14 protein-coding genes are annotated in these 13,690 nt (G+C 36.7%); 10 read left to right on the top strand and 4 right to left on the bottom strand.

Features of this window, described 5'->3' with window-relative positions; translation table 11 throughout:
• The first annotated feature begins 79 nt into the window (after positions 1-79).
• The 5 genes from coaA (at position 80) to EKM64_RS05635 (ending at position 4,815) form a co-directional block, all read left to right on the top strand.
• Positions 80-1,006 carry a type I pantothenate kinase gene (gene coaA / locus EKM64_RS05610; protein WP_125676459.1) on the top strand — a complete coding sequence of 309 codons (927 nt, stop codon included), beginning with the start codon at positions 80-82 and terminating at the stop codon, positions 1,004-1,006.
• A gap of 65 nt (positions 1,007-1,071) precedes the next feature.
• Complete coding sequence (gene guaA / locus EKM64_RS05615) at positions 1,072-2,622, top strand: glutamine-hydrolyzing GMP synthase (protein ID WP_125676461.1); 1,551 nt, start codon at positions 1,072-1,074, stop codon at positions 2,620-2,622.
• 397 nt (positions 2,623-3,019) lie between these two features.
• Positions 3,020-3,622 (top strand): NAD-dependent epimerase/dehydratase family protein, encoded by a 603-nt coding sequence (locus EKM64_RS05625; RefSeq protein WP_164505304.1) that lies wholly within the window; start codon positions 3,020-3,022, stop codon positions 3,620-3,622.
• A 34-nt stretch (positions 3,623-3,656) separates the two neighbouring features.
• A complete protein-coding gene (locus tag EKM64_RS05630) occupies positions 3,657-4,079 on the top strand; it encodes an Rrf2 family transcriptional regulator (RefSeq protein ID WP_404825358.1) in 423 nt (140 codons plus the stop codon).
• A gap of 196 nt (positions 4,080-4,275) precedes the next feature.
• Positions 4,276-4,815, top strand: coding sequence for a TetR/AcrR family transcriptional regulator (locus EKM64_RS05635; protein ID WP_125676469.1), 540 nt, complete (start codon positions 4,276-4,278; stop codon positions 4,813-4,815).
• Here EKM64_RS05635 and EKM64_RS05640 read toward each other — a convergent pair.
• Positions 4,799-5,626, bottom strand: coding sequence for an N-acyl homoserine lactonase family protein (locus EKM64_RS05640; RefSeq protein WP_125676471.1), 828 nt, complete (start codon positions 5,624-5,626; stop codon positions 4,799-4,801). The genes EKM64_RS05635 and EKM64_RS05640 overlap by 17 nt on opposite strands.
• Positions 5,627-6,780: 1,154 nt before the next feature.
• Here EKM64_RS05640 and EKM64_RS05650 point away from each other — a divergent pair.
• From EKM64_RS05650 to EKM64_RS05660, 3 genes are all read left to right on the top strand, one after another.
• Positions 6,781-7,494 carry a helix-turn-helix domain-containing protein gene (locus EKM64_RS05650; protein ID WP_125676473.1) on the top strand — a complete coding sequence of 238 codons (714 nt, stop codon included), beginning with the start codon at positions 6,781-6,783 and terminating at the stop codon, positions 7,492-7,494.
• Between the two features lie 198 nt (positions 7,495-7,692).
• On the top strand, positions 7,693-8,586 hold the full coding sequence (locus EKM64_RS05655) for a YitT family protein (protein WP_125676475.1): 894 nt from the start codon (positions 7,693-7,695) through the stop codon (positions 8,584-8,586).
• 120 nt (positions 8,587-8,706) lie between these two features.
• Positions 8,707-9,000, top strand: coding sequence for a hypothetical protein (locus tag EKM64_RS05660; protein WP_125676478.1), 294 nt, complete (start codon positions 8,707-8,709; stop codon positions 8,998-9,000).
• Between the two features lie 34 nt (positions 9,001-9,034).
• Here the strand turns inward: EKM64_RS05660 and EKM64_RS05665 are convergent, their stop codons facing one another.
• From EKM64_RS05665 to EKM64_RS05675, 3 genes are read right to left on the bottom strand one after another with little or no spacing between them, the layout of a single operon-like run.
• A complete protein-coding gene (locus EKM64_RS05665) occupies positions 9,035-9,364 on the bottom strand; it encodes a hypothetical protein (protein WP_164505305.1) in 330 nt (109 codons plus the stop codon).
• The gene (locus tag EKM64_RS05670; RefSeq protein ID WP_125676482.1) at positions 9,342-10,340 is read right to left on the bottom strand and encodes a lipid II:glycine glycyltransferase FemX; all 999 of its coding nucleotides are present in this window, start codon (positions 10,338-10,340) and stop codon (positions 9,342-9,344) included. The genes EKM64_RS05665 and EKM64_RS05670 overlap by 23 nt, the downstream gene beginning before the upstream one ends.
• Positions 10,340-11,569: a carboxylate--amine ligase gene (locus EKM64_RS05675; protein ID WP_125676484.1), complete on the bottom strand. Its 1,230-nt coding sequence runs from the start codon at positions 11,567-11,569 to the stop codon at positions 10,340-10,342. Before EKM64_RS05675 ends, EKM64_RS05670 begins: the two co-directional genes overlap by 1 nt.
• A 370-nt stretch (positions 11,570-11,939) precedes the next feature.
• Between EKM64_RS05675 and EKM64_RS05680 the strand changes: the two genes are divergently transcribed.
• Together EKM64_RS05680 and EKM64_RS05685 are read left to right on the top strand one after the other, a co-directional pair.
• Positions 11,940-12,512, top strand: a complete 573-nt coding sequence (locus EKM64_RS05680) for an SLAP domain-containing protein (RefSeq protein WP_125676486.1) — start codon at positions 11,940-11,942, stop codon at positions 12,510-12,512.
• A gap of 171 nt (positions 12,513-12,683) precedes the next feature.
• On the top strand, positions 12,684-13,661 hold the full coding sequence (locus EKM64_RS05685; protein WP_125676487.1) for an Lreu_0056 family protein: 978 nt from the start codon (positions 12,684-12,686) through the stop codon (positions 13,659-13,661).
• The last annotated feature ends 29 nt before the right edge of the window (positions 13,662-13,690 follow it).

Below are 13,690 nucleotides of genomic sequence, written 5' to 3' on the forward strand. Positions count from 1 at the left end.
AAAAAATGTTCTATACTATACTAGAATACCAGAAAATTGGTAAAAGTTAATTAACTATTAGGTAAGTAGGTTCATAATTATGAAAGAATTGTCGAACTATAACGAATTCTCCCGTGAGGAATGGAAGCACTTCCATGGCGAATATAATAAACAGGCTATCACTAACGGCGAATTGCGCAAGATTAAATCACTTGATGATGAAATCTCAATTGAAGATGTTAGGTCTGTTTATGCTCCCGTCCGCCATCTACTTCATATCTATTTGAAGAATTATCGAAAATTAACTAAGCTAAAGAATGACTTTTTGGACCACTCCAATAAAAAAGTTCCCTTCATTATAGGAGTCTCTGGATCAGTTGCTGTCGGTAAAAGCACTACTGCCAGATTGTTGAAAATCATGCTTGAGAGGGCTTATCCGCAATATACAGTCGCCCAAATGACAACGGATGGTTTTTTGTATCCTAGTAAAGTCTTGAAAGAAAAGGGCTTGATGGATAAAAAGGGCTTTCCACAAACTTATGATATGCCAAAACTCTTGAAGTTTTTAAGTGATGTTAAAACACAGAGCGGTCCAATTCGTTATCCATTATACTCACATAATATTTACGATATTATCCCTGATAAATATGAAGAGATCGATAGTCCTGATATTTTGATCGTTGAAGGTATCAATGCACTGCAATTGACTCAGAATACCAGAATTTTTATGAGTGATTTTTTTGATTTCTCCATCTATATAGACGCTGACGTCAAAAATATCGAGAAGTGGTTTTTAGCTCGTTTTGAAATGCTGTTGAGTTTGGCAAGGAATGATCCAAATAGTTACTATTATCAATTTACACAGCTTCCTGAAAAAGAATCACTGCAAATGGCAAAGGATGTTTGGCAAAATATTAATTATCCAAATTTGTTGAATTACATCCGACCTACCAAAACACGAGCCGATTTGATCTTACATAAATCAGATGATCATCAAATTGATAAAATTTATTTACGTAAGTACTAGTAAAAAGTGACATGAGGTAGGATTTTAGATACAATAAAATAAATCAAACTAGGGGGAAATTGGATTTGAACAAACAATGGCCAGATGCAGACAGCATCATTGTTTTGGATTACGGTAGTCAATACAATCAATTGATCACTCGTAGAATCAGAGATATTGGCATATATTCTGAATTACTTCCAAACACAATCACTGCCGCTGAAATTAAAGAAATTAATCCAAAAGGTATTATTTTATCAGGTGGACCAAACTCGGTTTATGATAAAGAAGCCTTTTCAATTGACCAAGATATCTACAAACTAGGCATTCCTATGCTTGGTATTTGTTATGGTATGCAACTAATGGCTTACAACTTGGGTGGTAAGGTAGAATCAGCTGATAATCGTGAATACGGTAAAGCTGACATCGAAGTGACTGATGAAAATGCAGCTATTTTTAAGGACTTGCCTAAGAAACAATATGTTTGGATGAGTCATGGTGACTTAGTTCGCGAAGCTCCTACAGGCTTTAAAGTTACCGCTACAAGTAAGAATGCACCAATTTCATCAATCGCTGATGATGAACGTAAAATGTACGGTGTTCAATTCCATACAGAAGTTAGAAATACTGAATACGGTATGGACATTTTAAAGCACTTTGCTTTTGATGTTTGTGAAGCAGAAGCTAACTGGTCAATGGATGACTTCATTAACCAACAAATCGAAAAAATTCGTGCAACAGTTGGCGACAAAAAGGTTCTTTTAGGACTTTCTGGTGGTGTTGATTCATCTGTTGTTGGTGTCTTATTGCATAAAGCAATAGGTACACAACTAACAAGTATCTTCGTTGATCATGGTCTATTACGTAAAGGCGAAGCCGATCAAGTTATGGCAAGTCTTGAAGGTAAATTTGGTTTGAACATCGTTAAAGTTGATGCTCAAAAACGCTTCTTGGACAAATTAGCAGGAGTTTCTGATCCTGAAAAGAAACGTAAGATCATTGGTAACGAATTTATTCAAGTGTTTGACGAAGAAGCTACTAAGTTACATGGTATCGACTTCTTAGCCCAAGGAACACTTTATACAGACGTTATCGAAAGTGGTACAAGTACCGCTCAAACAATCAAGTCTCATCATAATGTCGGTGGACTTCCTGATGACATGCAATTCAAGTTGATCGAACCATTGAGAACATTGTTCAAAGATGAAACTCGAGAATTAGGTGAAAAACTAGGCATGCCACATGACCTCGTTTGGCGCCAACCATTCCCAGGGCCAGGCCTTGGAATCCGTGTTATCGGTGAAGTGACCGAAGATAAGCTTAAAATCGTTCGTGACTCAGATTATATCTTGCGTGACGAGATCAAAAAAGCCGGCCTAGATAAAGAAATCTGGCAATACTTTACAGTATTACCAGGCTTTAGAAGTGTCGGTGTTATGGGTGATGGTAGAACATACGATTATACGATCGGAATTCGTGCCGTTACATCAATCGATGGTATGACGGCTGACTTCGCTAAGATCGATTGGGATGTGCTTCAAAAAATCTCAGTAAGAATCGTAAACGAAGTAGATCATGTCAATCGTGTAGTGTATGACACTACTTCTAAGCCACCAGCAACTATTGAGTGGGAATAGGCGAAATTAGCTTATAAGAACTTTTATATCAACGTTTTGATGGCTACCTACCTGCTTGTGCAACTTCTGGTGGTAACAGCGTTGTTTTAAATCTGCACCACATCTGTTCTAGCCGTCGAACGGTAGAACAGAACAAAATCAGTTTTACACTCAAGCGCTTGTGCTTTCTTCCAATCGGAAAGAAGCTCAAGCGCTTTTGCGTTCAGTGGGGTTGAGAAAGTTGGATATGAATGCGGGTCATGATGGTTCCTTCCAAGGTAATCGGTAATTTGCGGATGCAGTTTAACCATGTAAGGATGTTATTATGTTCAGTAACTTAATTGCTTGACAATGATATGTTCTATGGATATTATACATCTAAGGACTTTATATATCTACGGAATTAGGAGGAGAGAAATTGGTCTCAACAGTTTTACTTTTAGGTGGTAATGGTTATCTCGGAAAAGAATTGACACGACAATGGCATGAGTTGGATCCAAGTGCGCAATTTGTTATTTTGTCGCGTTCTGGGCGTAGTTCAATGAATATGGAGGGAGTGACAAACATAGCGGTTAATGTCACAGATTTTTCAGCAGTTAAATCAGTGATCCCTGCTCAAGTTGATTACGTGGTTGACTTAATTGGACGACCGGAGAAAGATGCTTTTAAGTCTGTTCGTGTTAACGATATTCCCGCACAAGTGATGCAGCAAATTGCGGAACAGTATGGTGCTCATGTCATGGGCTTCATCGGTGGGAAGCTAGGACCTAAAGCATTTCTTCAAACGAAGGACAAACTGATTCGTCAGCTCCAGACTAGCTCAGTACCACTGGCATATGTTGAACCAACGTTAGTGTATGGTGCAGGGCGCAGAGATTCGATGACTAAAATGGTACCCTTATTAAAGTTTTTGGGATTATTCGTTCATAACATGCGTCCAGTTAAGATTGAGACAGTTATTGCCGACTTACTGAATCAACTGCTTGCTTATGGTGCAGCGGAGAAAATTGATGAAAATTAACCGTAGTGTTGAGCAAGGCGTGTACGTGATGTTGATGTTGGCATTGCAAAAAGGACATACACCAATCAAAAGTCAGGTGCTTAGTACACGACTAGAGGTGTCGGACTCGTACCTTAAAAAAATTCTTCGTAAACTAGTTGTTGCAGAACTGGTTAACTCTAGTGCCAGTAAAGATGGCGGTTTCACCCTAGGATGTGACATTACGGCAGTTTCCTTATTGGACGTTTGTACTGCAGTGGATGCCACGGATCAGCTAATTATGCCTGAGTTGAACTTAGCTAATCGCGTTTTTCCCGGAGACGAAGTTCACATTGCACAAAGTCAAGAAATAGTTAATCATGCTTTTTCGGACGCACAGTCGGCGTTTAACACAGAACTAGCACAAGTAAAGTTGAGTTCTTTACTGGAGCGTAGCAGCTTCCAGCACGGTGTCGTAGACTGGGCGACGTTAATTTAAAACGATAATTGCAGTATCTACAAAAGAACACCAGATTTCGTGTTGGAAAATCGACGCTTTTTTCACAAGCACGTAATTACGGAACCTTTTTATATATAATAAAGTGAGTTAAGTATTGACTCCCGATTCTTTTATATGAAACTGTCAAAATGTGTATTTCGTGATATCTGTTGAACAATTTACTGGGGGTAATAAGATGACAGATCTACGTCAATTCAAAAGTCAACGTGACATTCAAGCTGGATTGATTATGAATCTTACTAAAAAGCACTTTTCTGAAATAACGGTAAATGATATTTGCACTCAAGCGTTGGTTGGGCGCAGTACCTTCTATCATCATTATGTCGATAAGTATGCACTACTTGATGAGATGGTCACGCAACGTGCCACTATATTCGATCAATTATTAGATAAGCGTGTAACAGATATCACGCGAGATGAACCTCTACTAGCACTGTATCAGCAATTAAAAAGTGACGCGCAGGCTATTGTTTGTCTGCTACAAGTTCATGAAAAAGATAGCAATCTTAGTGACTGCTATCTTGATAGTCTGGCGCACCATGCGCAAGCACTGTTGCCGCAGATGACCTTGGCGATTCCTAAAGAATTTGCCATTGAATTATATTCGACCACTGCGCTGACTGCAATCAGTTGGTCTTTGCGACATGGTCAACCAGAGGTGATTTCTCATTTCATGAATCAACTGTTTAATCTGGTACTTAGTACGGAAGCGTGATCAGGTGCTGATTGGTGTTGGTATCGTGATTTGCAAGGGCTTCAATGCAGTGTGGATCATTTGCCACTTCATGAACCCATCCTAAACTGGTGATCGCAGCTTTGCGGCTAGTGCAGATGCCTGGTGTTAACATTTCCTCCCATGAACGGGTAGCGTAACCAACATCGGCGGCCAGTAGGACATACTGGCCGTCTCGACCGCGCACCATTGTGGAAGACATTCCCGTTGCATGACCTGGGGTATGAATTTGAAGTAGACTACCATCGCCGAAGACATCAAAGCTTTCGCCAGTAGGCCCGACGCCAGTATTTTTATATTGATAGGTTTGAACGTTAATGCCGCGCCATTCACTTGGCAGGTAAACTAGTGGAAGATGATTGGCAACGCGCCATTCCGGGGAGGACACCAAAATTTTTTTTGCTTTAGCGACATGTTTTAAACCACTGACATGGTCGCAGTGCAGATGACTTAATAGGACATAATCGAGGTCTTCAGGTTGATAGCCTAAAGCCTTTAAACGTTCATCAACCGCCCATCCGTTTGGTAGATAACCTGTGTTAATCTGAACTTGGGGACCTAGCTCTGCCCAGTTGCTCGTGCGGACTTGTTTGTTCCATCCAGTATCGATTAGGACTAAGCCTTTGGGGTGTTCAATCAGATAACTTGAGACAGGCAAGGTGATTTGATTTTTCTCTGAACGAAATAATCCGGTGAAAGCAAGTGGATTGCGATATATGCCGTGAAAGGGTAAAGCTTTGTCGACTTTAACTAGCCCAGTGTGCAAAACGTGGATCTTAATTTGATTGGTCAATGATGTGCCTCCGATTAGTTGATGACATGATCATACAATCAATATCAATTTGTGGGTAGAATCAATATTTCTCTTAAGTGTGCCAAAAGAGACAAAAGAGAACAAAAATGTCTCTTAAGTAACACTTTTAGTAAAAATGATTGTATTGTAGGTGGTTCTTATATTTAATTACACGCTTAGCCGGATACTCACGGTCGCAGTATTAGCAAGCTCCGACATGTTTCAGATGGGTAGACTACTCACCAAGATTGTCACCTTAACCTTCATCTTCGACTACCTACCTTACTTAATCATTCGTAAAGTTCGTAGCTGCAACTCCGCTATACAACCAGAAAAACGACAGAACTCGACACGTCCAACTACACTAGTTTTAGCGTGAAAGGTCGTACCGGTTTTTTTAAATACTATCAGTGATAATCCAATTATTACTTTGCCTGGAAAGAGTCAGGGTATATTGCGATACCACACTCATGCTGCTGTCAGTATCAAAGTACTTAACAGAGAATCTTATGCGTTATGCCGTAGTTATGATTAGTTAGATCGAGCGGGACTATAGCCAGAGCCACCGATGTCCAGATCTACACTGTGCTCAATACAGAGAAGGCGACCTTGCCGTCCACTTTCTTCATCTACATTCCATTGTTAGTCCAATGCAAATCATTGAATAGATGCAGGTGCTAGGTGGTTTGACCAGGAAGTTGACCAAGGTGTTGGCAATGGCCATTGAGAGGTCTACGCTTACTGTTGATATGAACTTTTCTCCAAGTTATCGTGCAATTCCTATGCCGCTTCCAAAACTGTTTCTTGTGATACAATTAAATTCATTAAAATTCAAAATACTTGAACAACGTCTATTTGAGCTCATTCGGTTTTCTGGTAGTCTCGAGTGGAAATAAATCAAACTTTGTATTCTAGAATATAAATGTAAAAAAATATAGACAAGTATTCAGTTGAAATCTGGATACTTGTCTATATTTCTTTAGTTAATTTAAATGAAATTATTTATAAATCACTTTCTTCATTGACCCGATCTTAGGCGTGGATAATAGAGATTTTAAAACCAAATACTAATAATTATGTAAAGGCGTCAATATATTGACAATTGAAAAATAATTAATACAGTTGTTAAATTCCTTTTGGAGGAATGTATATATATGGAACATCAAAAGCAAAAAAATGTAGAAATTCATAATAATTTAAAAGGGATCATGGCTGAACGGCAAATTTCTATTTCAAAATTAAGTGAGTATTCTGAAGTATCACGAGGTACAATCAGTAGAATTTATAATAATTCTAGAGCCAATATAACTTCAGATGTATCATTTGCATTGAGTGGAGTTTTAAATGTTAAATGTGATGAATTACTTTCAAAAGTTTATAAATTAATAATTTCAGACGATCCTAATGGATTCACCAATGAAAATATATCTATTTTGGACTCTAAGATAAAGGCTTGTAATCTACCATCGTTAAAATATGAAGTTTATTCAGGCAATAGATCTATGAATTTTCAAATGCAATATAGTTCTAATAGAAGATTTTATTTAAGTGGTAACATGCGATTTGAGTTTATCAGTATACCTAAATTAACTATTATAAATTTTGGCTTGATAAAAAATAGACCATTCATAGATTTAGAAAATTATGTATTTATTTTTAGTAAATATCTTGAATGTTTTCTAGAATATTCTAAGAAAATTAGGATTGGCATAATAGAGATGCGACTTGTGATGTCTGAAACGTATAATGAAACTGGAGATATAGAAATTGATATTATGAAAAAGCTGGGCTTTCGTTATGATACTGATAAATATAACTCTAGGCTTTACCAAAATATGATTGTGAATCTATTTAAACAATCTGATTAATGACAGTTTATACAATATCGAAACATAAGAGCCTTATGTAATTAAATTCTTAATTTAGATATGAAATTCAATCTAGATACATAAATTCAATATTTTCCCACTCCAAATCACCTCCAATCCATCCCTCACACTATATTTAAAAGTAATTCAGTGTACACTATTATTAAAAGCTTAAATTACAATATTGGGGGAAAAGACATGAATTTTAAGTGGTGGACTAGAGATAATAGTTTGGAACTATTAATGATCACCATAGGTTGTGCCATCTATGCCTTTAGTTTGGATATGATTTCTGTTCCCAATGGCTTAGCTGACGGTGGCCTGAGCGGGATTACCTTGATCATTCGTTATTTCTTTAATATCAATCTTGGCGTGAGTACTTTAGTACTTAATATTCCACTGATACTAATTGGATTTCGTTATTTAGGAAAGCGTATCATGTTCTACACGCTTTATGGGGCCGTTTGTTTATCACTATTTTTAATGTTCTGGTCTCATCAGACTATCATTGGTCCATTACCATTTAAGCATGATTTATTATTGTCATCCCTTTCAGCCGGAGTATTATCCGGATTTGGAATTGGACTGGTTTTCCGTTATAACGGTACAACTGGTGGTAGTGATATCATCGCACGTATTGGTCAGATGAAATTTGGTATGTCATCTGGTAAGGGAATTTTAATCATAGACTATTTGGTATTGTTCTTATCACTTTCATATTTGGATTTTTATCACATAATGTATTCATTGATCGTTAGTTACGTATTGGCCAAAATGATAGATCTAGTACAGGAAGGTCCTAATCGTGCCAAAGCATTGTTCATTATATCGGATAAACATCAAGAAATTGCTAAGTTAATTGATGTTAAACTTGAACGTGGTCTAACTTATCTGAACGCTGAAGGTGGATATAAAAATGATGAAAAGAAAATTATTTATCTGATGATTCAACCACGTGAAGTGCCGCAAGTTAAAAAACTGATCAAGTCTATTGATTCCAAAGCTTTTGTTACGGTACTTGATGCACATGAAGTTTTTGGTGAGGGATTTAGTTATCAACGAAAAAGATATCACGTTGGTTCAAATAAGTAATAAAAAATTGACGAAAAAGCACCTAGACCAATCATAGTCTAGGCGCTTTTTTTACATCTGGGTTCATGGAAAGAAATCTCTGAAGGTGGAAGTGCACATGATGGTCAAGGAGTTCATGAGATGCCATTGACTGGTCAAAAGTTAAATATTACAAAAAATAAAATCAATGATAGTCAAATTTCAATGAATCAAAAAGATGGCGGAGTAACATATTTTACAGATCGAAATGAATCTGAGCCAGCTACCTTTGATGAGTCAGAATCACTTAATGTAAGTGCGACAATTGGGGCGCAACTGTATACAATTGAATTTTCCCCTAAAGGAGTACCGGTGGATAATGATAATCCTAATAAGGAACATATTATGATTCGTTCCAGTAATAATAGTTTTTACGAAATATTTGAAAGAGAATAGAAAAACAGTCGCCGAAAAAACGGTGACTGTTTTTTTACATCTCACTCAAGTCCAACAGATTATTCTTAGAATCATGATACATGATAGCGGCTGAACCCATATCTCTAAGTTCGCGCCACGATTTCTCTTGTTGAGGTGTAAAGACGAGTTTATAGGTAATACGAAGATAATTAACGGCACTGGCCGCACGTGCTGTTAGGTCACTAACGTCAGCGCCTTCATCGAGACGTTTGTAAGCTTTAAATAACGGTCCTTGTAATCGACTATCAGTCGTCGAGTTGTATAAATCTTTTATTAGCTTTTTTGCTTGGCTTAGTTGATCATTTTTTTCAGTCATTTTATTACTTATTAACAAATCCATCATAACGTTTTTTATTTAAGACATGATCGATTTCACCAATATATTCTAGATACTTACTATCCTTGAAGAAACCATGTTTGAATTTGTATAGACCGTCACTTACGTCAAATCCAAAGATCCCACCAAAGTCATAACGTTCTTTGTGATCCGCAATGGCATGTTCTATCATGGCCCATTGTAGAAGATGTGGTGCCATAAAGTTACGGTGAGAATTTAAACTTCCACCATACATGTACCAAGCTTTATCACCATATTCAAAACAAATTGATCCGGCAATTACTTCGCCATCAACAGAAGCTAAGTAAATGTTCATCATATCTTTACCAGAGAATGCTTCTACCATACGATCAAAATATGCTTTAGGACGGTATGTAATGTCATGGCGGTCACTCATTACTTTGTAAGTTTCATAGAATTGATCCATGAATTCCTGTGTGTCACCACTTTCGATAGTAACACCCTTACGTTTAGCTAAACGGATGTTGTAACGTGTCTTAGAATGGAATGACATTAAAATATCTTCTGGATCAGCATCTTTAATATCCATAACAAAGTTGAAACGAGGTTGGATAGTACTGTGTGCTTCACTTAATGGAAGATTTCTATTTCTCAAAGTGTAGCCATGATCGGCTAATTTACTATCTAATTTTTCGTTAAATGGAACTTCAGGATCGATTCTTAATAGGAAACAGTTGTTTTCCTTTAAAACAGGGTCAGCTTCAGCAACTAAAGCGTCTAAAGTATCAACGTTGAAATCATCACCAACGTAACCTTTTGAACAATATGCAAGTCCGTTGATAGTTAAAATTGACATGGCAGCAGTAGGGTTGTCGATATCACCTAAATAAACATAAAAGCCATCCCAGTTACTCTTAACGTGTCCCCATTCGAGTGTTTGAGTAATTGAAGTAAAATCAGCTCCCTTGATGTAATCTTGATATTTCTTTATTTCTGGATCATTTTTTGTAAGTACAGGCATTATAGGTTCTCCTTGTTAGTAAAATACGTTTGATATCGTTGCCAATATTGGTGGTAATACTTATAAAGTCGCCAATTACGTTTGATGGACTTATCTAGTGAATTGTAGAGCGTATAAGAATACTTCTTTTGTTGAATCAATTTTTTAACTTTAGCTTTGATCTTATCGTTTTCGATATATTTTACGGCCAGCTTCTTTGGAACTCCGAGCCATAAATGATCAGCTTTAGCAGCAACTGTTTCAGTAAAGGGTTTATTTAATGCTAGGTCATTAACAACTTCTGCAAAAATATTGTAACCACTGGCAGTTGTGAAATAACTAGAACGACCAGGACGTACGTTAACGTCAAAAGCTTTGAATTCTTCGTCTCTGGCATCATATTTCAAATCGAAATTAACAAATCCATGAAATTTAATTGTTTCAAGAAAGTTCTTTATTTGTTTGTAAAGTTTTTCATTGTAGTCATTAACAATGGCAACATAATTACCTATTAAATTAGGTGTTACATCTTCTAAGACAGGATGACCTAGTACCATCATACGTACTTGTCCGTTGTGATCTACATAGGCGTTTAACGTACGCATATGACTATCATCGCCAGGAATGAACTCTTGTAAGATCATCGTGTCAGAATATCCAGCTTGATAGATTTTATCGACTGTTGAACTTAATTCGTCAGCGTCATCAAGGATGAAGGCTTTTTTCTTTCCATCAAAGTGTAATCCAAGGTATTCAGTTGTATTTGCTGGTTTTAAAGCTATTGGAAAGTCGAATTTAGAAATAAAGTTGTGATAATTGTCAGCAGTGATTAACTGTGTACCTGGAATTGGTAAGCCTGTTTGTTCAGCTAACTTATAGAATTTATCTTTGTGAGTTAATGAAGTGAGCAATTCCTGATCAATGAAAGGAACGTCAAAAAGACCCTCAAGCTGACTTTTATTACGAATTACTTGTTCAGCGTATTGATCGCTGGCAGCAATTATAATCAAGTGTTGATAGGTTTTCTTTAATTCCTTACCTGTTTCGTTAAGTGCGTTAACGAATTCCTCATCGTTAGTAAAGTGTTTGACAATAACGTTTAGAATTTTTGAATCCCTAGTCATGATCAGATTTCCACGGCCAAAACAAGTTGGTTTGATGTGAAAAGCCTCATGCAGTGAACGCGCAATTCCATAGGCGTTGTTATCTGTCCCCAAAATTATTGGCATAAAAGTTTCTGTTTGTACCATCATACATCCCCTAATGATTTTTTCATCAGTTTATAGTTTGAATAAATAGAGTCAATTGAATCCTCAATTCTAAATGGTATCACAGAAACCATTACTATAGGAAATAATTTTCCGGTTTTAGAGACTGTGTCCTCATAAAATGATATAAAAATTTGAATAAATTAAGTTAATTTTGAATCAATATAGAATATATGAATGTATTAAACATTATTCATCGATAAAAGTTCAATTATTACGGAAATTAAGCTAGATACCAGGAATAATTGCTTATATAAATAAAATCGTTTCATTTTAATAAATCCTGTTTAATCATGATTTTAGTAGATGTACAATTTAGACGTTAAATTTAGGGAAATGGGAGATTGGTATAATGAAATTTAGATCAAAATCAGTCGCAATTATAGCAGCATTGGCTATGGCAACTACTGGAGCAGTCACTGCTTTATCAAGCACTACACAAGTAGATGCTGCAACTGTTGCCACAGTTCATGCCGGAGTTACAGCAAGACTCTATACGGCAGATGGTGTTATGGTTTCTAATCGTGCACTTGCACCAAGCACACCATGGCAAGTTGGCAAAACGGCTACTATTAATGGGGAAACGATGTATCAAGTTTCTACAGATGAATATCTTCGTGCATCAGACTCAACCTTGACTGGACAAGATACCCCAGCTCCAACACCATCAAGTACTTTAATAGCAACTGTTGGTAATAAAGCAGCTCCACTGTATCTAACAGCTACAAAAGGAGATCCACAACCATACAGTGAACTTGGTGCTAATACATCTTGGAAGGTTAGTCGCGTTGTAACAAATGGGACTGACACATTCTATGAAGTTTCACTAGGTGTATTTATAAAGGCCACAGATTCTAGTTTGAATATGACACCAACAAATGTTGAAACTTATTCCGGATTTACACCCTATTTAGGATATAAATAACGCTAAAGATGGCCATTATTGGTCGTCTTTTTTCATATGGACATTTATATAAATGTAGTTCTATTAATTCATAATTTGTTATATAATCGAATCGCATACTTAATTTCAAAAAAAATTAATATTTAAAGAATTAAATGGGGATCAAGCAACAGACAAAAGTGGGGGAGAATCATGCAAACTAAAAAATTAAAGCTGGCAACTTTATTATTTACTGGAGCACTTATTTTGGCCGGATGTAGTAGTCAAAGTCAAAGCAACAATAATAATTCTGATAATAAAGCAACGACTTCAAAAGTAAGTAATCATAAATCTACTACTAGAAATAAGCAGGGGGATACGCTTTGGGATAGTAGTAAGGATAGTAAACTAAAGAATTTTATCGACCAATGGGCACCGACTATGAAACAATCATATGTTAAATATAATGGAACTAATTCTTTGAAGACTTCAACTGGAACTAGATATCCAGATGATTTGTCGAAAGTAACCATTGAAGGTGCTAATACGTCAATCGGCTGGAGTAAAGATGGTGAAGGTAACTACGATTATGATGTCGTCGCAATTTATAACTACGATGGAACCGTCCCACCATTGCCAAATCACATTACGTACTTCTTTACTTTCCATAAAGGACAACCAATTGTTTTAGTAGATCAAAGTCGTGACGGCACACCTAATCTAAAGGAAACAGAAAATAATGACGTTAAATCGGCCTTTTCTAATATTGCGGCTGGTAAGAGTGCGGAGACAACGACTTCAAATGATTCCAATAGTAATCAGGCATCGTCTAATAAGAGCACTACTTCAAAAGTCACCGATCCTAATAAAATAGGATTAATGGTTTATCAGTATGCTAGACCTAAGGATGACGGTATCGCTATGGAACCTGATTTAGGAGTATATACAAGTGATGGCAAGTATTGGATCGGAATAGGTACCTTAGCATCTAGTGTTGCCTATAAATTCAGTGGAGATACAGTCACTTACTATACTAAAGACTTTAGTGGTGGACAGTCTGATGCGGATGCACCCTTAATACCGCATGATGTTAGTTTGAAGGAATTGGAAGATCAATTTTATTCAACTAATGCAGATAAGCAAAATGTTGATTCAGTAGCAGATCAAATGCCTGCTGTTTCAGGAGAGTAATTAAAATAAATAGAGCTTCAGAAATCCTA

This window comes from Companilactobacillus keshanensis (assembly GCF_003946205.1).
GTDB lineage: Bacteria > Bacillota > Bacilli > Lactobacillales > Lactobacillaceae > Companilactobacillus > Companilactobacillus keshanensis.

Bases quoted from the DNA above. Each gene is read 5' to 3' on its own strand.
- coaA (WP_125676459.1), top strand. From the start codon at position 80: ATGAAAGAATTGTCGAACTATAACGAATTCTCCCGTGAGGAATGGAAG.
- EKM64_RS05630 (WP_404825358.1), top strand. From the start codon at position 3,657: ATGTTGGCATTGCAAAAAGGACATACACCAATCAAAAGTCAGGTGCTT.
- EKM64_RS05635 (WP_125676469.1), top strand. From the start codon at position 4,276: ATGACAGATCTACGTCAATTCAAAAGTCAACGTGACATTCAAGCTGGA.
- EKM64_RS05650 (WP_125676473.1), top strand. From the start codon at position 6,781: ATGGAACATCAAAAGCAAAAAAATGTAGAAATTCATAATAATTTAAAA.
- EKM64_RS05655 (WP_125676475.1), top strand. From the start codon at position 7,693: ATGAATTTTAAGTGGTGGACTAGAGATAATAGTTTGGAACTATTAATG.
- EKM64_RS05660 (WP_125676478.1), top strand. From the start codon at position 8,707: ATGCCATTGACTGGTCAAAAGTTAAATATTACAAAAAATAAAATCAAT.
- EKM64_RS05665 (WP_164505305.1), bottom strand. From the start codon at position 9,364: ATGATGGATTTGTTAATAAGTAATAAAATGACTGAAAAAAATGATCAA.
- EKM64_RS05670 (WP_125676482.1), bottom strand. From the start codon at position 10,340: ATGCCTGTACTTACAAAAAATGATCCAGAAATAAAGAAATATCAAGAT.
- EKM64_RS05675 (WP_125676484.1), bottom strand. From the start codon at position 11,569: ATGGTACAAACAGAAACTTTTATGCCAATAATTTTGGGGACAGATAAC.
- EKM64_RS05680 (WP_125676486.1), top strand. From the start codon at position 11,940: ATGAAATTTAGATCAAAATCAGTCGCAATTATAGCAGCATTGGCTATG.
- EKM64_RS05685 (WP_125676487.1), top strand. From the start codon at position 12,684: ATGCAAACTAAAAAATTAAAGCTGGCAACTTTATTATTTACTGGAGCA.